This is a genomic window from Streptomyces sp. NPDC045026 (genome assembly GCF_056432625.1).
The window spans coordinates 729,521-747,817 of the sequence record NZ_JBWKIS010000001.1 but is presented as its reverse complement, the minus strand read 5'-3'; the positions used below and the strand labels follow the sequence as shown (position 1 = coordinate 747,817).

At 69.8% G+C, this 18,297-nt stretch carries 13 protein-coding genes; 8 read left to right on the top strand and 5 right to left on the bottom strand.

What is annotated here, in order from left to right:
* Positions 1–171: 171 nt before the first annotated feature.
* Both AC07EJ_RS03350 and AC07EJ_RS03345 read left to right on the top strand, forming a co-directional pair.
* Complete coding sequence (locus AC07EJ_RS03350; protein WP_478883640.1) at positions 172–3,273, top strand: DUF3604 domain-containing protein; 3,102 nt, start codon at positions 172–174, stop codon at positions 3,271–3,273.
* A gap of 73 nt (positions 3,274–3,346) precedes the next feature.
* Positions 3,347–4,762 (top strand): MFS transporter, encoded by a 1,416-nt coding sequence (locus AC07EJ_RS03345; protein ID WP_478883639.1) that lies wholly within the window; start codon positions 3,347–3,349, stop codon positions 4,760–4,762.
* Positions 4,763–4,846: 84 nt separating this feature from the next.
* On the opposite strand, the gene AC07EJ_RS03340 is transcribed toward AC07EJ_RS03345, so the two are convergent.
* Both AC07EJ_RS03340 and AC07EJ_RS03335 read right to left on the bottom strand, forming a co-directional pair.
* Positions 4,847–5,191, bottom strand: coding sequence for an NUDIX hydrolase (locus AC07EJ_RS03340; RefSeq protein WP_478883638.1), 345 nt, complete (start codon positions 5,189–5,191; stop codon positions 4,847–4,849).
* Positions 5,192–5,355: 164 nt separating this feature from the next.
* Positions 5,356–5,925 carry a hypothetical protein gene (locus AC07EJ_RS03335; protein WP_389487680.1) on the bottom strand — a complete coding sequence of 190 codons (570 nt, stop codon included), beginning with the start codon at positions 5,923–5,925 and terminating at the stop codon, positions 5,356–5,358.
* A gap of 341 nt (positions 5,926–6,266) precedes the next feature.
* Here AC07EJ_RS03335 and AC07EJ_RS03330 point away from each other — a divergent pair, with 341 nt between their 5' ends.
* Complete coding sequence (locus AC07EJ_RS03330; protein ID WP_478883637.1) at positions 6,267–7,520, top strand: amidohydrolase; 1,254 nt, start codon at positions 6,267–6,269, stop codon at positions 7,518–7,520.
* Positions 7,521–7,541: 21 nt separating this feature from the next.
* Here the strand turns inward: AC07EJ_RS03330 and AC07EJ_RS03325 are convergent, their stop codons facing one another.
* The 3 genes from AC07EJ_RS03325 to AC07EJ_RS03315 all read right to left on the bottom strand — a co-directional run bounded on the left by AC07EJ_RS03325 (position 7,542) and on the right by AC07EJ_RS03315 (position 10,732).
* Positions 7,542–8,117 carry a TetR/AcrR family transcriptional regulator gene (locus AC07EJ_RS03325; protein ID WP_478883636.1) on the bottom strand — a complete coding sequence of 192 codons (576 nt, stop codon included), beginning with the start codon at positions 8,115–8,117 and terminating at the stop codon, positions 7,542–7,544.
* Positions 8,114–9,544 carry an MFS transporter gene (locus tag AC07EJ_RS03320; RefSeq protein WP_478883635.1) on the bottom strand — a complete coding sequence of 477 codons (1,431 nt, stop codon included), beginning with the start codon at positions 9,542–9,544 and terminating at the stop codon, positions 8,114–8,116. Before AC07EJ_RS03320 ends, AC07EJ_RS03325 begins: the two co-directional genes overlap by 4 nt.
* 183 nt (positions 9,545–9,727) lie before the next feature.
* Positions 9,728–10,732, bottom strand: a complete 1,005-nt coding sequence (locus AC07EJ_RS03315) for an alpha/beta hydrolase (protein WP_389487688.1) — start codon at positions 10,730–10,732, stop codon at positions 9,728–9,730.
* A gap of 428 nt (positions 10,733–11,160) precedes the next feature.
* On the opposite strand from AC07EJ_RS03315, the gene AC07EJ_RS03310 reads away from it, so the two are divergent.
* The 5 genes from AC07EJ_RS03310 to AC07EJ_RS03290 all read left to right on the top strand — a co-directional run bounded on the left by AC07EJ_RS03310 (position 11,161) and on the right by AC07EJ_RS03290 (position 18,260).
* A complete protein-coding gene (locus AC07EJ_RS03310; RefSeq protein WP_389487690.1) occupies positions 11,161–12,009 on the top strand; it encodes an ABC transporter substrate-binding protein in 849 nt (282 codons plus the stop codon).
* 86 nt (positions 12,010–12,095) lie between these two features.
* A complete protein-coding gene (locus AC07EJ_RS03305) occupies positions 12,096–12,860 on the top strand; it encodes an amino acid ABC transporter permease (protein ID WP_389487758.1) in 765 nt (254 codons plus the stop codon).
* 54 nt (positions 12,861–12,914) lie between these two features.
* Positions 12,915–13,715 carry an amino acid ABC transporter ATP-binding protein gene (locus AC07EJ_RS03300; protein ID WP_389487692.1) on the top strand — a complete coding sequence of 267 codons (801 nt, stop codon included), beginning with the start codon at positions 12,915–12,917 and terminating at the stop codon, positions 13,713–13,715.
* Positions 13,716–13,910: 195 nt separating this feature from the next.
* The gene (locus tag AC07EJ_RS03295) at positions 13,911–14,774 is read left to right on the top strand and encodes an LLM class flavin-dependent oxidoreductase (RefSeq protein ID WP_389487694.1); all 864 of its coding nucleotides are present in this window, start codon (positions 13,911–13,913) and stop codon (positions 14,772–14,774) included.
* A gap of 318 nt (positions 14,775–15,092) precedes the next feature.
* Positions 15,093–18,260, top strand: coding sequence for a discoidin domain-containing protein (locus tag AC07EJ_RS03290; RefSeq protein ID WP_478883634.1), 3,168 nt, complete (start codon positions 15,093–15,095; stop codon positions 18,258–18,260).
* The last annotated feature ends 37 nt before the right edge of the window (positions 18,261–18,297 follow it).

Sequence of the window (18,297 nt, the reverse complement as noted above, 5' to 3'; positions counted from 1 at the left end):
CAGTGGATAAAAACTTTCTACCAACCCCATTCATAACGCGTCTCGGCTGCCTCCGGTCAATCGATTGACCGAGTCAGAAGACGACTGCGAGGGTGGCTCATACCAATTCCGGCAGCACCTACGTCTGAATTGCTCCACCGCATTGCCTGCTCAATTGGCGAGGAGAAAAGTATGGGACATTCGCACGGGCACGGCCATTCCCACGGGAACAGCCATTCTCACGGTCACGCTCTTTCCTGCGGAATCGACCACCACAGTGGCGAATACACCGATCAGCAGCGGGCCGACCTGGAACTCGTACTCGCTTTCAACCGCCGATTCGCCAAGGCAATTGACGATGGTCTGGACATCACCGAGGTCGAGAAGCTCCTCGACCCGGACCCGCTGCGCTACATGTGGGTGGACGAGGGCGGCGGGCGGCTGCGGGAGTTCCTCGACACCGCGGACCAGGCACTGGAGACCGCGGGGAAGCTGCCCGGGCACCAGCGCCGGCCGGGCAGCCTGGTGCCCGGCTCCACGTCGGCGGCCCGCCCGTCGGTCGCCGCCTCCGCCGACGGCGACCTGCTCCACACCTGGATCGAGTGGCGCAAGGACGTCGGCGAGTGTGTCGTCGCCGCTCTGCAGCCGGCCGGGCAGGACGTGGGCGAGTCCGTCACTCTGTCCGGCAGCCCGGGTGACTGCTTCCGTCCCACCGCGGTGTTCGACGGATCCGACCGGGCCTGGGTGTGCTACGCCCGCGCTGAGGGCGGGAAGGTGGGTGTGTGGGCGTCCCGTTATGAGGACGGCGCGTGGAACACACCCGAGTTGGTGAGCACCACCAGCCATCCGTCGTTCAACCAGGAGATCGTCGCGCATCCGGACGGCTCGGTGGAGGTGTGCTGGCAGGGCCGCGAAGAGGGCCGGTTCGGCATCTACACGCGGCGGTGGGTGGAAAGGCGTTGGCAGCCCACGCAGTTGGTGAGCGACACGTCGGCGGCGAATGTGTGGGACCCGTCCGTGGCTGCCGCCGACGGGCGCACGGTGTATGCCTGGAGCGAGTACCACCAGGGTGCCTACCGCGTGGTCCTGCGCACCAGGTCGGCCGACGGGGCCCTCTCGCCGCTGCGGGCTGTCAGCTCCGGGAGCGACTACGCGCTGCACCCGAGCGTGGCCGTGACCCGGGACGGCGGCATCTGGTGTGCGTTCGACGTCATCACCGTGCACGGGCACGGGAGTTCGGGCCCGACGAGGCTTCGCGCCACGGAGACGCTGGGTGGCGTCGCCGGCCCCTCGGGGATGCGGGAGCCGGGCGATTACGTGCCACCGGAGCTGCTGCCCGACATCGAGGCGTCCTTCCGCGTCGTCCGCGTCGACGACGACGCGGTCCGGGAGGCCACCGGCGAGCTGGCCCCCTGCCTGGACACCACACCGAGCGCGCTGCCGCGCCTCACGACGACGGCCTCCGGGGCGCTCGTGGTCGCCTACCGGTTCCACCGGCGACTCCCCCTGATGACGTACTACTGGGAGGTCGCCACCCAGACCCTCGGCCCGCAGGGGTGGTCCGCGCCGACCACGTACGCCGGAAGCGACGGCACGCTCGAGGAGCCTGCGCTGGCCGCGGTCGGCGACACGGTCACCGTCGCCTGGCAGACCGACGGCCGTCTGGCGCGCGGGCTCGAGTGGACCGAGGGCTTCGGCGGCCGCGAGTGCCCCTTCCTGCTGGAGCACCAGGGCGAGGTGATCTGGCACAGCGTGCACGGCGTCGGCAAGGTGGGCCACGCGCAGATCCAGGTGGCGGCCGGTGCAGCGGCGGCCGGCACCGCGCACGAGGTGGTGCACAGCGAGCGGCGGTACGAGGCCAGGACCTGGGTGAGCGCCGAACGCGACCGGTACCGCACCACGGTCGGGGACCGTGAGTACCAGCTGTACTGGGGCGACCTGCACCGGCACTCCCTGGTCAGCCGTTGCACCTCCGGCGACGAACCGTCCCTGGAGGACTTCTACCGCTACTCGTGGGACGTGTGCGAGTACGACTTCTGGGCGGTCACCGACCACTCGGAGAACAGCAGTGACTACCAGTGGTGGAGCATCCAGAAGCTCGCCGACCTGTTCCGCATCGACGGCCGGTTCGTCCCGCTGTACGGCTTCGAGTGGACCGGAATGAGTGGCCACCAGAACGTCATCTTCGGCGACGTGGAGCGCGGCGCACCCATTTACTCCTCCTACGCCCAGCCCACCTCGACCCCGGCGAAACTGTGGGAGCTGCTGGACCAGCACCCCGACTTCCCCGCGATCACCATCCCCCACCATCCCGGGTCGGCCATGGTGCCGTTCGACTGGGACTACTACGACCCCAAGTACCTGCGCCTGTCCGAGGTGTTCCAGGCCTGCCGTGGCAACTACGAGGCCGACGGCTGCTTCCGCCAGTACTCCGACGGCACCCTGCCGGGCACCTTCGTCACCGACGGGCTGAACCGCGGGTACCGGTTCGGCCTGATCGCCTCCTCCGACCACGGGCACGGCGCGAGTTACGTCGGCGCGTACGCCGAGAACCTGGACCGCGCGTCCGTCTACGGTGCGCTCGACCAGCGCAGGGTCTTCGGCGCTTCGACCCGGGACGTCGTGGTCGACTTCCGTATCGGGGACGCCTTCATGGGATCCGAACTCACCGCGAGCGGACCGGTGGAGATAGAGGCGTACGTCCGCGGCTACACCGACATCGCCCGCATCGACATCCTCAAGGAGGGGCAGCCCGTACACACCGTCGTTCCCGAGCAGCAGGTGCCCGAGGGATGGCTGACGGTTCCGCTGCGGCTGGAGTGGGGCCTCGGTCACGCCACCGTCGCCTGGGACGGCGCTCTGCACATCGAGGACGGCGAGGTGGTCCAGACTCCGTACTGGAGCCCGGAGATCACGCATGCCACATCCGCGGACGTCGGATGGAGCGCGAGCACGCGGACGTTCGGAGAGCCTTACGGAGCCCAGCGCGGCGGAATCGAACTCACCCTGGTCGGACCGGCAGAGGCTCGCGTCACCGTGACCACCGCCCATGGCGATCTCACCGTCCCACTCGGCGAACTGGTCGGCCAGGTGGTCGACATGCCCGTGAGCTGCCCGGGCCGCTTCCGGATCCAGCCCGGCGTCGGGGGCCTCACCAGCATCGGTGGCGCCGAGCGCCGACTGCGGTGGACGGACACCGTCACGGCTCCCACGTGGTACTACCTGCGGGCGATCCAGGTCGACGGCGAGATGGCGTGGTCGTCCCCGGTCTGGGTGGACCCGGCAACCCGGTAGAGGCGCGGGAGCGGCACATCCTCGGTTTTCTTGACCCACTTGTCCCCGACCCAGCGAATCGTGAGGAAACATCGTGGGATTTTCCGTCATCGATGACGCACCCGTCACCGGATTCCACCGCAAGCTGACCGCCGCCTGCTGCGGTGGCCCACTCCTTGACGGCTACCTCCTGGGCATCGTGGGCATCGCGCTGACCGGCATCACCGCCCAGATGGCGCTGGGCACGGCGACCGAGGCGGTCATCGGCGTGGCCGCGCTCATCGGCATGTTCTTCGGCGGCCTGGTCTTCGGTCCCCTCACCGACCGGGTCGGCCGCAAGACCATGTACACCCTCGACATCCTCGCCCTGGTCATCGCGTCGGTGCTCTCGGTGTTCGTCACCGAACCCTGGCAATTGATCGTGCTGCGCTTCGTGATCGGTGTGGCCATCGCCGCGGACTATCCCATCGCCACGGCGCTGCTGACGGAATGGCTGCCCCGCAAGCGCCGGGCTCAGATGTTCACGTCCATCATCGTCATCTGGTACGTGGGCACCGCCCTCGCCTACCTGGTCGGATACCTGATCACCGCGTACCTGGGCGACGGCGGCTGGCGCTGGATGCTCGGCAGCTCCGCGATCCTGTCGGCGGTCATCTTCCTGCTCCGGGTCGGCACGCCCGAGTCTCCTCGCTGGCTGGTCGGTGCCGGCCGGGCCGAGGAGGCCTGCCAGATCATCGAGCACGCGCTGAAAGTTCCGGTGTCCGCAGCCGAGTTGCAGGATGCCGCGCCCGACGCCGGGCGGGCCCGCGGGAACATCACCGAGCTGTTCCGCGGTGTCTACCTGCGTCGTACCGCGTTCGTCGTCGTCTTCTTCAGCTGCGCGATCATCCCGCTTTTCGCGTTGCTCACCTTCGGTCCGCAGCTGCTGAGGGCCTTCGGGCTCGGCACCGGCAACGCCGCCAACCTCGGCACCGCGCTCATCAACCTCGTCTTCGCCGTCGGATGCCTGCCCGCGATGCGTCTCCTTGAGACCGTCGGCCGCCGCAAGACCATCATCTGGTCGTTCGCGCTGATGGTCCTTCCGCTGATGGCGCTCGGCACCTGGACCCACGCGCCCGCCGCGTTCTCCGTGGCCTTCTTCTGCCTCTACGCCCTGCTTTCCGGAGGTCCGAGCATCCTCGAGTGGAGCTATCCCAACGAGTTGTTCCCCACTCACATCCGCGCGGCGGCCGTCGGCGTGGCGGTCGCGCTGACCCGTTTCGGTGCGGCCGTCGGCACGTTCCTCGTGCCCGTGTCGCTCACCGAGCTCGGGGCGGGCCTGACGATGTACATCGGGGCGGGGATCACGTTCGTCGGATTCCTGGCCTGTGTCGCCTGGGCCGAGGAAACCCGCGACCGCTCGCTCGAAGAGACCGGCGGCGACGGGGTGTCCGGCCTGCCCCAGCGGTCCGTTCCACCGGTGGCGGGTGGCGCGTACCCCTCCCACAAGCCGGAGACCCGGTCCGTTTGAGGCCGCTGGGCGTCAGGCAGTGCCCGCAGGCTCGGTGCCGAGAAGCCCGCCTACGCCATGTCGGCCGCCGCGGGCGTGCCGGACTCACCGGCGAACCTGCTGTTCCTCCTCGCCGTCCGCGGCGGAGACCTCACCGTGGTCGCCGTGATCACGGCCCCCTACCCGGTCGGCACCGTCCTCCTCGCCCGGAGCGTGCTCGCCGAACGCATCTACCGCGGCCAGCTCGTCGGCCTGGGCACCGCAGCCGTCGCCGTCAGCCTCCTCGCCCTCACCTAGGGTCCGCGCCAGGCCGACCTCTTCATGCGTCTCGCGTACGGCCGCCTGCTCGGGGGTCTCCCCGACTTCGATCTCGCCGGCGGGGAACTGCCATGACAGCTGACCCTCGGAGATACTCCGCCGCACCATCAGGACCAGCGCCCGGCCCTGCAAGCGGCACGGATCTCGCCGGCCGGTGTATCACCCAGGGGATCAGCACCTCCGCTCCCCGCGTCCGGAGTCAGTCCGTAGCAGCGGGCCGACTCCAGTGGGACGAGGCCGCCATCGCCGGCCCGATTCCGACGGGCCGGCGATCCCCCGTGCTCGGGATGGTGGTGTCACCACTCGTCGTGGTGGCCGATCACCCGGAAACTGCCCACGACCGCGTCCTCGACGAAGATGCCTCCCTGGCCGCTCCCTTGGCCGGTCCGGGGTGCGACACCATAAGTGGCGCCGTAGGGGCCGACCGTGGCCACCGGCGCACCGTTGTCGCAGTTGAACCCGCGGTAGACCTCAACGGTCTTGTCGCTGTCGTTGTCGATGCTGAAACTGGTTGAGCCCAGCCCGCTGGCAGCGGGGATGCAGCCCTCCATCTGGGCGGAGAAGGTCCGTTCGTTGAAGTGGATCCTTCCTTCCTTCTTGCCGCCGTAGCCACGGTCACGGTCCTCGTGGCCACGGCCCTCGTCCCCGCTGCCGTCGGTGCTGTCGGAACCGAGGGGAGCCGTCGCGGGGGCGGCCTGCTTGACGGGCGGGGCGGCTCGCTTTGCCGACGGTGCGGCTTGTTTGGCCGGCGGAGCGGCTTGTTTGGCCGACGGGGCGGCCTGGGTCGATTCGGATTGCGCGGCATAGGTGATGCCGGCGGTGGCAAGGACCGCTGCGCTCACCATGGCGGCGGATACGGCGAACATTCGCGTGGGCATGTCAATCCTCCCTGTCTCGGAGACGCCAGCTGGACAGCCGACATGCAACGAACGTAATAATCGGCTCATTAGCTGTCATTCCGGGAGGACTCAAGGTGTGACGGCACGCTGCCGATCAAGTGGAATCCTTGCATTCAGTGCATATTTCGAAGTTGTCTGACATGGCGCCAGAATCCCGGGCCAGGTGAGGCCGCGGCGCGGCTGGCGCCCGGACCGCATCGGCGACTGGAAGGCCGACAGCACGGACGCGTTCCTCCGGGGCCCACGCGACTGGCCTGTGCGTGCGGAAGTACGGTACGCACATCGGTACTCGGAAAGGTCAGGTAGCCATGTCGCAGACGGTGACCGCGCAACTGTCGGAGATCCGCGATGAACTCGCCGCCTTCTACAAGGATCTGCACCGGAATCCGGAGCTTTCGCTCCAGGAGACGCGCACCGCCGGTCTGCTGGCGAACCGCTTGCGCGAGGCCGGCTTCGACGAGGTGGCCGAAGGCATCGGTGTCACCGGCGTGGTCGGGGTACTGCGCAACGGTGACGGGCCGGTGGTGATGCTCCGCGCGGACTTCGACGCGCTGCCGGTGGAGGAGAAGACCGGGCTGTCCTACGCCAGTCAGGCGCGTGGCGTGGACCACGATGGTCGTGACGTGCCGGTGATGCACGCCTGCGGTCACGACATGCACGCCGCCTGCCTGACCGGTGCCGCCATGCTGCTCGCGCAGTCGCGTGACCGATGGCGCGGCACACTGCTCGTGGTGTTCCAGCCGGCCGAGGAACTCGCGGTCGGCGCCCGCGGGATGATCGACGACGGACTGTTCGAGCGGTTCCCCAAGCCCGAGATCGTGCTGGGCCAGCACGTCGGGCCCTTGCCCGCGGGGGTCATCGGCTACGGCACCGGCCCGGTGATGGCCGCCGCGGACTCCCTCGACATCACCCTGCACGGCCGCGGCGGCCACGGATCCCGGCCCGAGGCGTCGATCGACCCGGTCCTCATGGCGGCGAACGTGGTCACGCGGCTCCAGGGCATCGTCGCGCGGGAGGTGCCTCCGGCGGAGACCGCCGTGGTGACGGTGGGCCGCCTGCAGGCGGGCACAAAGGACAACATCATCCCCGACCGGGCCGAGTTGGGGGTGAACGTCCGGACGTTCACCCCGGCGATCCGTGACAAGGTCCGCAGCGCCATCGAGCGCATCGTCACGGCGGAGTCGCAGGCGAGCGGCGCGGAGCAGCCGCCGGAACTCGCCTGGACCGGCGCCGCACCGGCGCTGGTGAGCGACCCGGCGGCGACGCAGGCCACGGTCGCCGCGTTCGCGGAGCACTTCGGGCAGCAGCGGATCATGACGATGCCGCAGGTGAACGCGAGCGAGGACGTGGGCGTCTTCGGTGAGGTGCTCGACGTGCCGACCGTGTTCTGGTTCTGGGGCGGCCTGGACACCGAAACCGTCCTCACCGCACTCAAGGAAGACCGGCTGGACGAGCTGCCGGCCAACCACTCCCCTCACTTCGCTCCCCTCGTCGAGCCCACCTTGAGCACGGGCGTGGAAGCACTCGTCGTAGCCGCCCTGGAATGGCTCGCGGACGCGTGAACCCAGCGGTCCTGCCGGCGTTCACCGATCGCCGGCGGGTGCCTCGCCACCGAGCGTCTCCAGGAGCACGTCGACGACCTCGTCCACCTCCGCGTCGGCGAGGTCCTCGAACGCCCCGGAATGGCGGGCGAGCAGTACCCCGGCGACCGCCGCCACCATGACATCGGCCCGCAGCCCGGCGCGGTCCCGGCCCTCCCGGGCGAAGCGTGCGCGCAGCGGATCCACGAGCCGGGCCCGCAGGGCCGCGCGGGTGGCGTCCTGGGCGGCCCCGTCGCTCAACGGCTGGACGGCGACCCTCAGCAGCGGCACAGGCCCGCGCCGCTCCGCACGCTCGGCGACTTCGCGCAGGCGGGGCTCGGTGAGCAGGTCGTCCGGGGCACTGTCGCCGTGTTCGGCGCGCAGCACCTCCACGTACAGCAGGGGCTTGCTGCCGAAGTAGCGTGCGATCAGGGCCGGGTCGACCCCCGCCCGCTCGCCGATCTCCCGGATGGTGGTGCGGTCGTAGCCGCGCTCGGAGAAGAGTTCGGTCGCCGCCTGCAGCAGCGCCTCGCGGGTGCGGGCGGAGTTCCGGCGCGGGCCGGCGGTCGCCCCGCTCACGGGCGGCTCGGCTCGGGGCGCGCCCGGTCAGCCGTGGCGGCCGGCGCGGTGTGCCCCGCGGCGACCACGGACGGCCGCAGCCGGGTGCCCGTCCGGGTGAGTACCACGGCGAGGATGCCGGTGATCACGAAGGCGGCGCAGCCGGCGAGGCCCGCGTTGCGGTATCCGTCGTTCGTCGGCAGTGCGGCGCCGGGGTCGGTGGCGGCCTGCAGGATGACCGCGCTCAGCGCGCTGCCGGTCGAGTACCCGATGTACTTCATGACCTGATTGAAACTCATCGCGCTGCCCGTCTCCTGTGCGGGCACGCCGCCGACGATCAGGCCGGGCGTGACCGCGAAGGTGACCCCCACGCCGAGTCCGGCGAGCGCCATCATCGTGCCGATGCCCCACAGGCTGGAGCGGGCGAGCAGGAAGCAGACCAGGCCCGCGAGGGAGAGCAGACACCCCAGCGGCAGCATGCGGGCGGGCGTCGCCGCCGCGCCCAGCATCCGCACCAGGCGGCCGGTGATCAGGCTCGCCGCGGAGAACGGCACGAGCAGCAGACCGGTGACGACGATGGACGAGCCGAAGCCGTATCCGGCGGACTCGGGCGTCTGGACGTAGCGGGTGACCAGGGCGATCAACAGGTACGTGCCGACGCCGCCGACCATCGTGGTCAGGTTCGCGACAAGGACGCCACGGTCCTTGATGAGCCGTACGCGCACCAGGGGATGCGTGGAGTGCATCGAGTGCAGCACCCACCCGGCGAGGAGGACGACGGCCGCGACGGCGAGCGCGAGCAGCCGCGCGGATCCCCAGCCCCAGCGCTCCCCCTCGGCCAGCGTCACCAGCAGGGCCGCCATGCCGCCGGCGAGCAGCAGCGCGCCGGGAAAGTCCATCGGGATGGTGGGGCGGTTCGGCGCCGCGGGCACGACGATCACGGTGGCGGCGAGCGCGGCGGCGGCCGTGGCGACCGCGAACCAGAAACCGGCATACATGCCGAGGTACTGGGCGAACAGGCCGGTGATCGGATAGCCGAGGCCGATGCCCGCGGCAGTGGTCAGGGAGAGCGTCGCCACCGCCGACCGTGCCCGCTCCGGAGGGAGTGCGTCACGGGCGGTGGCGATGGCGAGCGGGACGAGGCCCATGCCGACGCCCTGCAGCGCCCGCCCCGTGAGGAGGCAGGTGAGCCCGAGGGGCAGGGCTGCCAGGAGACTGCCCACCAGGACCACGGCGAGGCCGGTGAGGATCACGTTCTTGCGGTGCGGGCCGTCGCCGAGGCGTCCCATGACCGGTGTGGCGATGGCTCCGACCAGCATCGTCAGCGTCAGCGCCCACTGGGCGGTGGAGACGGCCACGTGGTCCTCGGCCGCGATCGTCGGGATGAGCGGAGCGCCGAGGCTGCTGACCACGGCGACGAGCATCCCGAGCGAGACGAGGACGGGCACGAGGGCCCGTGGGTGCCGAAGTGCCGGTGTCGGTGCCGATGCGACGGAGGTACGCGCGGACGCCGGTATGGAGGGCTGCAAGAGAGAGTCACCATTCTTGTCATCAGGCGATGTCATTAAATGATGACACGGTTCGGGACCCGCTCGCGGCCGCCCCCGTCCAGGGGCCGGCCGCGCCTCACCTCAGCGCGGGACCCGCAACGCCCCCAACAGCATCGGCAGCGAGGCGTGCAGCTCTCGCTCCCAGTACGGCCAGCTGTGGGTCCCCGGCCCGTAGAAGTTGGTGGTCAGGTGCCGGGCACCCGCCTTTTCGAGCGCGCCTGCCAGGGCGTGGTTCTGCCGGTTGAAGTCGGCTTCGAGGGCGTTCGTGACGCCCGGCGGGTCGAGGGGACCGGCGGTGCCGTCGCCGCACGACAGGTACACGGGGACCGGCTTGAGGCGCTTGGCCAGGTAGTACGGGTCATGGGCCGCCCAGATGTCCCGCTGCGCCACGGGGTCGCCCCAGACCCGGCGCGGGTCGCCGCCCTGGCCCGCGAAGAATCCCATGATGCGGTCGACCGACTCGTCGTTCAGCAACGGGTGCACTGATCCGGAGTACGCCGCTGCCGCCATGAACATGCCCGGGTGACGGGCCGCGTACATCAGCGCGCCCTGCCCTCCCATGGACAGTCCGGCGATCACGCGACGCGGCCCCGCTCCCCAGTCGTGTTCGAGGAGCCGGCGCAACTCCTGGGTGTGGAACGTCTCCCAGGCGGGATCGCCGCCCCGCCCGTCGTTCCACCAGTCGCTGTACCAGCCGTTCCAGCCGGCCTCCGGCATGACCACGAGTACATCGCGAAGGCTGTCGACGCGTGCGACGTCTGTCTGGCTCGTCCACGACGTGTAGTCGCCGCAGCATCCGTGCAGCAGCCAGAGGGTCGGCCAGTGCCGACGGCGGTCGTCCGGGTTCCAGCCGTCGGGCGTGAGCAGCCGGACGTTGACGGTCCGGCCGCCGAGAGCCGGGGAGCGTACGGACAGATCCACCTGGCGGTCGGCGACCTGTGTGACCGCGACGACCTCGGCTCCCCTGACGGGAGCGGAGGCCACGGACAGTGCGTCCGGTGTCAGGGTCAGCAGTATCAGCACGGCGAGGATGAGCAGGAGGCATCTGGAGCGGCGGATCGTGGCGGAAGTAATGGCGGCGGTCATGGCGGCTCCTGTCGGTGGTGCCGCGCACTCACGGGTTCGCTCAGCAGGCGGCCGTCGTCACCGCCGTCGCCGGCCGGATCCTCAGGCGCACCGGCATTCGGTTCGAGGACGAAGAACGGCTCTCCCGTAACGGTGCTTGTGGTCGAGACCACCCGTCAAGGCATGTGCACGTCATCCCGTAAGTGCCCGGTCGGCGAGGAAGTCGCACCCCGTCCGCACCACCCAAGATCGAAAATGTGAAGGCTTCCAGAGTGGCTGGTGACAGCCCTGGACTTTCGTGTTCGCGCTGATGCAGGGTGTGCCCACCGCAGTCGGAGCTCCGTTCGGGCCTGTCCCCCGTGGCCCGTGGTCACGGCTGCGCGGGCACCCCTCGGTGCCCGTCCCACACCAGGTCAACTTCTCCCCGTCCAACGGAAGTTGTGTTCCCCATGCCTAAGAGGAGTCCAGTGAGCCTCAGCGGAAGACTCGTCCGCCGTTCTTCCCCGCTCGCACTCGCCGCCGCGCTCGCCCTGTCCGCCACCGCTTGCAGCAGCGAACAGGCCACCACTACAGCCGACGGCGTGAAGCTGGTGGAATCCGGCCAGTTGACGACGTGTACGCACCTCCCGTACCCGCCGTTCCAGTCGGAGAAGGGCAAGAAGATCGTCGGCTTCGACGTCGACCTGATCGACCTGGTCGCCGACGACCTCGGTCTGAAGCAGCAGATCGTGGACAAGTCGTTCGAGACGATCAAGACGGGTGCGGACCTCAACGCGGGGGTCTGCGACCTGGCCGCCGCGGGCATGACGATCACCCCGGAGCGCAAGCAGCACCTCGACTTCTCGACCCCCTACTTCGACGCCAACCAGGCCCTGTTGGCCCGCAAGGGCGTCAAGGCGAAGTCGCTCGACGCCATCAAGAGCGGCAAGATCAAGCTGGGATCGCAGTCGGCCACCACCGGTGAGGACACGGCGCACGCACAGGGCATCGACTCCAAGTCGTTCGAGAGCTCGGACGCCGAGCTGAACGGACTGCGCACCGGCCAGGTCGACGTCGTCATCCAGGACTACCCGGTGGCCCAGACCTGGCTCAAGGACCCCGCCAACGCAGCGAAGTTCACCGTCACAGGCACCGTTCAGACGGGCGAGAAGTACGGCTACGCCGTGCGCAAGGGGGGCAACCCCAAACTCCTCGCCGCCATCGACAAGGCCATCAAGAAGGCCAAGCAGGACGGCACGTACAAGAAGCTGTACGAGAAGTGGATCGGCCCGATGCCCGCGGAGGCCGCGTCCAAGTGACCTCCTCGCCCACACCCGTTGTCGGGAAGGCCCCGGCGGGCCAGGCCGCCGCGCGCACCCGCCTCTCCCCGCGGCGGCGACGCAGCATGCTCCGCGGTGCGCAGTACGTCGTCCTGGCCGGCGCGGTGATCGCTGTCGCGGTGCTGGCCGACTGGCACCAGTTGCAGCAACAGTTCCTCCAACTGTCCGTGGCCAAGCGGATGTTCCCGGACCTGCTGACCGTCGCGCTGGCCAACACCGTGGCGTACACCCTGTCGGGATTCGGCGTGGGCCTAGTGCTCGGGCTGGTCATCGCCCTCATGCGGCTCTCCGCGGTGGCCCCCTACCGGTGGCTCGCCTCGCTGTACATCGAGGTGTTCCGCGGGCTGCCCGCTCTGCTGATCTTCATCTTCATCGGGGTCGGCGTCCCCCTGGCGTTCCCCGGCCTCGCGATCCCCGGCGGCGCGTACGGGCAGGTCGCCGTGGCTCTGGGCCTAGTCGCCGCCGCGTACATGGCGGAGACCATCAGGGCCGGCATCCAGGCCGTGCCCCGCGGTCAGATGGAGGCCGCGCGAACGCTCGGCATGTCCCACGCGAGGGCCATGTGGTCGATCGTCATCCCCCAGGCCTTCCGCATCATCGTGCCGCCACTCACCAACGAACTCGTCCTCCTCTTCAAGGACTCGTCACTGGTGCTGTTCCTGGGCGTCTCCCTGCAGACCCGTGAACTCACCAAGTTCGGACGGGACTTGGCCAGCGAGACCGCCAACACCACTCCCATCTTCGTGGCCGGTCTCTGCTACCTCCTGATCACCGTCCCCCTCGGTTACGTGGTGCGCCGCCTGGAGGCGGGCCATGCGAAGGCACGGTGAACGATGAGCGCCAGCGAGCCCTCCGGCACCATGAGAGAACACAAGGGGACGGGCATGACGAACGCCACCACCACCGCGGACACGCCCACGCCCGCACCCACGCGGGCGATAGAGATCCGCGCGCTCCACAAGTCCTTCGGTGACCTGCACGTCCTGCGCGGCATCGACTTCGCTGTCGACACCGGCGAAGTGGTGTGCGTCATCGGCCCTTCCGGGTCGGGCAAGTCGACGTTGCTGCGCTGCACCAACCTCCTCGAACAGCCCACCCAGGGGCACGTCCTCATCGCCGGAACCGACATCACCGACCCCGATGTGGACATCGACCGGCTGCGTCGCCGTATCGGCATGGTCTTCCAGCAGTTCAACCTCTTCGCGCACTTGAGCGTGCTGGACAACCTGACGATCGCCCAGCGCCGAGTGCTGGGCCGAGGCAAGGCCGAAGCGGTCCAGGTGGCCCGGCAGAACCTGGCCCGCGTCGGACTCGCGGACAAGGAGGACAGCTACCCCGCGCAACTGTCGGGCGGCCAGCAGCAGCGGGTGGCCATCGCGCGCGCCCTGTCGATGGGCCCCGAACTGATGCTGTTCGACGAGCCCACCAGCGCCCTCGACCCCGAACTGGTCGGGGACGTCCTCGCCGTCATGCGCGGCCTCGCGGACGACGGGATGACGATGATGGTCGTGACCCACGAAATGGCATTCGCCCGCGAAGTCGCCGACCGTGTCGTCTTCATGGACGATGGCGTGATCGTCGAACAAGGAAGCCCCGACGACGTCCTCGGCAACCCCGAACACCCGCGCACCCGGGAGTTCCTCGCCCGAGTCCTACGACCCTCGGACACCGCCACAAAGTCCTGACGGCATACGGCACCGCCCGACCACCCCGCGGCCCGGCGGCCTCACGGCCTGAGGACAGTTCGCCGGGCGGATCAGCCTCGGCAGCAGCCCTCACCTGGTCCTGTCCACGCTCGGGAGGGGCGTTTCCGTACACCTGACGGGCGAATGCCGTGAAACCGGCTGGATCCGGACCCGATTGCGCCGCATCCTGCTGGCATGCGCTTCTCCGTCAATATCCCCAATTTCGGCGACTTCGCCGATCCTCGTAACGTCGCGACCGTGGCGGCGACAGCCGAACAGGCGGGCTGGGACGGGCTCTTCGTCTGGGATCACGTACTGCACCGACAGCACCAGGGACGCCCCTTCGGGGACCCCTGGATGCTGCTCACCGCCGCCGCGCTGGCGACCTCACGGATCCGACTGGGCACCCTGCTGACGCCGGTCCCCCGTTATCGCCCGCAGCAACTCGCCCGCCAGGTAGCGACCTTGGACCAGCTCAGCGGCGGCAGGGTGATCTTCGGTGCGGGTCTGGGCGGTCCGGTCGAGGACGAGTACCGCAGTTTCGGCGACACTGCCGAGCCGCGCGTCCTCGCCGAGCGGTTGGACGAGGGGCTGGAGCTGTTGGGTCGCTTGTGGTCCGGCGAGCCGACGGACCACCGTGGCCGGCACTACGAGGTCCGGGACGTGACCATGCTTCCCGCCACCGCACAGCAGCCCGGTCCCCCGGTGTGGATCGGCGGATTCTGGCCACGCCGCGCACCCATGCGGCGGGCAGCGCGGTGGGACGGCGCCGTGCCGCTCTTCGAGACGGCCCGGCATGGGCACGTGCCGGACGCTGCGGAGGTACGGGAACTGATCGGCTACGTGCGCAACCAGCGTGCGGGCGGGAACGAGCGCCCGTTCGAGTTCGTGCTCGGCGGAGCCACATCTCCGGACGCGACAAAAGCCAGGGACGTGATCGGCCCCCTGCACGACGCCGGCGCCACCTGGTGGGACGAACGACAGATCCAGACCGGCCCCGACCTCGATCGCCTGCCCCCGGTCCTACGCCGCATCGAGGCGGGGCCGCCGGCACTCTGAGACATCGTCGCCTCACCGAAGCGCTCGTCGACGGTGATCGTGCTGCGGACGGCGTCCCCGTTGTCCGTGTGCTGGATGTCCGTCCGGTTGTTGCGGGCTGTGCCTATCGGTGTGATCTCGAAGCTCGGCATGGCAATGTTCCATCTCTTCGGTCGGCGTCGTGCCCAGATGCTCCGCTCCGGACCGCTGCGGCGGGCCGCTACCACAGGCCCCTCGATCACCAGCGGCTTCGCGCCCATTTGACGCTCCGCCCGACAAATCGAAGAATGGGCGCCACCGCACGCCTGACAACGTTGTCTTGTGAAAGAGGTCCCGCACATGTCGCACCACCCCTTGCAGGTCGACCGCCGGAGATTCCTGCAACTCCTCGGCGTGTCGGGCGCCCTGGCCGCACTGCCCACCGTCGTCGGCGCGAACTCCGCCCAGGCGCTGGGCAGTTCCACAGGTTCTGCCGGTTCTGCTGGTTCCGCCGGTTCCGCTTCTTCCCCGGACGAGACAGCAGCCACGTACCACCGCGTTCTGCTCCAGCACACCCACTGGTCCGAGACGCAGTGGGACGAGGCGCGCGGCTACTACACGGACAAGGACTTCGGTTTCGCCGTCGTCCTCGGCCACGCGGTGCTGCTCACGCATGGCACGTACGACAGCGACTCGGCCGGTGTCGACCGGGACACCCTCAAGGCGCGCACGCTCGCCACGATCAGGCACTTCGCGGCGTCGAACCGGCTCACGGGCGGGACCCAGTGGGGCCGCAAGCTGTTCTTCGACACCACCTTCCAGTCGTACTTCATCCTTGCCGCGCGCCTGCTCTGGGAGGACCTCGACAGCGCGACGCGCACGAACGTCGACACCATCATTCGCGAACAGGCCGCATACACAACGAAGTTGGGCACCGGCGACGACCCGGACTCGGGCGACTGGACGCCGAACGGGCTGCAGGGCGGCTACGTGGGCGACACGAAACTGGAGGAGATGGGCCTGTACGCGCAGACCCTCGCACCCGCTCTCGCATGGGCGCCTGACGATGCGCGCCGCCCCGACTGGGTGTCCGCCTACGGCACCTGGTCGCGCAACGAGGCGGGGCTTCCCCCGGCCGACCTGGCCAATCCGGCACTCGTCGACGGCGTCGCCGTCTCGCGCAGCACCGCCCGGAACCTGTACGACACGTTCATCGTCGAGAACCATGGCTCCTTCGGCCCGCACTACCAGGAGGAGCTGTGGCGCACCTCGGGCCGCAACGCGGCGCACTTCCTGGCCGCCGGGCAGCCGTTGCCGCAGGTCCTGACCGCGCAGCCCAACGCACAGCCGCTGTGGCGCACGTTGCTGGGGGTGATGAGTGACGCCGGTGAGCCACTGATGCCGATGGTGAACGACCGCGAGCATCTGTACGGGAGGGACGTGATCCCGCTCGCGTTCCTGGCGCAGGTGGCGGGAGACCGGGCGGCGGCGCGGGCCGAACAGGCACTGGCCGAGCGGCTGGAGGCGTACCAGAAGTACCCGCCTGAGTACCGCCTGGCGAAGTTCTCCGGTGAGCCGAAATACGAGCCGGAGGCACGGGCCGAGGTGGCCATCAGCTATCTGCTGCATGTGTGGGCGGCTGCGAACGGCCAGCGGGTCCGTCCGCTGTCCGAGGACGAACTCTTCACCCAGGCGTCGGGAGTCACGGACTTCGGCACGGCACCGGGGCTGGTCTCGCACCAGACGCGGACCGCGTGGGCGGGAGCCGTCAGCAAGGCCGGATTTGTGAAGTTCGCCTGGCAACCGGGCCACGACGACTGGCTGTTCAAGCTCAGCGGCGGTACGCCGATGTTCCTGCCTGCGACGACGGGCAAGGTCGAGCAGCGCACGGTCCGGCTGTACACGTCCCTGCGCGACGGCTTCGACGGCAGCGCCACCGTGCTGCGTCTGGACACCGGCTACGCGGGCTTCACGACACTGCCGACGGGTGCCGTCGCCTACGCGACGTCCGGAACAGCCGCCGGGGAAGGGCACCTTGAGGTGCACAACCTCACCATGCCGGGGATGGCCGGCCTCGACGGCACGCGCTCCTACCGCTTCGAGGAGGGTGAGGTCTCCGTTCGCGCGCAGGACGCCGGTACGTCGACCACGGCAGCGGCGCGCGTCGACGAAGTGGGCTTCTCCCGCACGACCGCACGGCACATTCGGATGCTCGGGGTGCGTCCCGACCCGACGTACGGGTACTCGCTTTACGCGTTCGAGGTGCGCGACGGGACGGACGGCTCCGACCTCGCGCGCGGCGGGGCGGCCACCGCGTCCTCGTACGATCCCGGCAAGGGTCCGGAGCTGGCCTTCGACGGCGACCCGGCGACGCGGTGGGCGGTCGCGAAGGCCGAACGCCCGCGCACCGACAGCTGGTTGGCGCTGGACCTGGGTGCCGCGCACGAAGTCGACCGCGTCACGCTGCGCTGGGAGGCGGCGGCCGGGCGTGCCTACCGCATCCAGGGCTCGCCCGATGGCGAGCACTGGGAGGACCTGGCGGTCTGGCCGGTTCCCGAGGTGAGCAGTCGGGGCGGTTGGCTCGACATCGACGGGCGGGCCGGGCTTGTCGTGCGCGGTTCGGACCACCCGGTCGCGGTGTACGGGGACACGGTCCTGGCGGCCGACGGCCCCGCGGCGCCCGTCGTGGTCGAGGGGTATCCAGGCGCGTCGGCCAACACGCTGCGCGCGCTCGCGCGGAAGGCCTCGCCCACGGCGGGGAACGAGGCGATCCAGGTGGCGTTCACGGACGAGCATCTGAGCGTGTTCAACCTGTCGGGTGACACGGTCACCACGACGGTGGACGTGCCGCAGTCCAGTGCCCGCCGTGTGGTGTTCCAGGGAGAGCAGACCCTGACCGACGACGGAACCGCTCATCAGGTCGAACTCAGGGCGGCCGACGCCCTGTTGCTCGCACCGCGGTTCACGCTGTCGCCCCCGGCGGGCGCCGGCCGACTGCCCACTGGACTGCGCGCGCGGGTCATGGACGGTGCCACCGTGCGGCTGTCCGGCGCCACCTGCCGCGTCCGGGTGGAGGGACAGCATCGCAGCGAGGTCGCCGCCGTGTCGCATGGCCGTGAGACGACCGTCCGTCTGCATGGCGCGACCGCCTTCCCCCTCGACGACCTCGCGCTCGGCCGCACCGTGTTCCCCAGCAGTCCGCTGCCCGCGGGCATGTCGGACCCGGCAGCCGCGGTGGACGGCGATCCGGCGACGGCGTGGCGGCCCGGCCCCGACGGGCGCGTGGTCGTCGATCTGGGCGCGCGGCTGCCGGTGCGCTCGGTCGAGGTGGCCTGGACCGTCAACGGTGCGCCCGCTCTCGGAGCGGAGGTCAGCGACGACGGTGTCGATTACCGCAGTGCGGGCCGGGTCGACGGGCGCGGCCACAACCGGAAGCTCACCCTCGACACGTCGGCGCGGTACGTCGCCGTGCAGGTCGACGGACGACTGCCCGCCGACGCTCGGATCACACGGCTCTCCGTGCGCTGAGATCGACAACAGTCCGCGCTCCCCACAGGAGTGCCGA

Excerpts from the sequence above, each read along its gene's own strand:
- AC07EJ_RS03335 (WP_389487680.1), bottom strand. The coding sequence starts at position 5,925 with ATGTTCGCCGTATCCGCCGCCATGGTGAGCGCAGCGGTCCTTGCCACC.
- AC07EJ_RS03300 (WP_389487692.1), top strand. The coding sequence starts at position 12,915 with ATGACGAACGCCACCACCACCGCGGACACGCCCACGCCCGCACCCACG.
- AC07EJ_RS03290 (WP_478883634.1), top strand. The coding sequence starts at position 15,093 with ATGTCGCACCACCCCTTGCAGGTCGACCGCCGGAGATTCCTGCAACTC.
- AC07EJ_RS03295 (WP_389487694.1), top strand. The coding sequence starts at position 13,911 with ATGCGCTTCTCCGTCAATATCCCCAATTTCGGCGACTTCGCCGATCCT.
- AC07EJ_RS03315 (WP_389487688.1), bottom strand. The coding sequence starts at position 10,732 with ATGACCGCCGCCATTACTTCCGCCACGATCCGCCGCTCCAGATGCCTC.
- AC07EJ_RS03305 (WP_389487758.1), top strand. The coding sequence starts at position 12,096 with ATGCTCCGCGGTGCGCAGTACGTCGTCCTGGCCGGCGCGGTGATCGCT.
- AC07EJ_RS03350 (WP_478883640.1), top strand. The coding sequence starts at position 172 with ATGGGACATTCGCACGGGCACGGCCATTCCCACGGGAACAGCCATTCT.
- AC07EJ_RS03310 (WP_389487690.1), top strand. The coding sequence starts at position 11,161 with ATGCCTAAGAGGAGTCCAGTGAGCCTCAGCGGAAGACTCGTCCGCCGT.
- AC07EJ_RS03330 (WP_478883637.1), top strand. The coding sequence starts at position 6,267 with ATGTCGCAGACGGTGACCGCGCAACTGTCGGAGATCCGCGATGAACTC.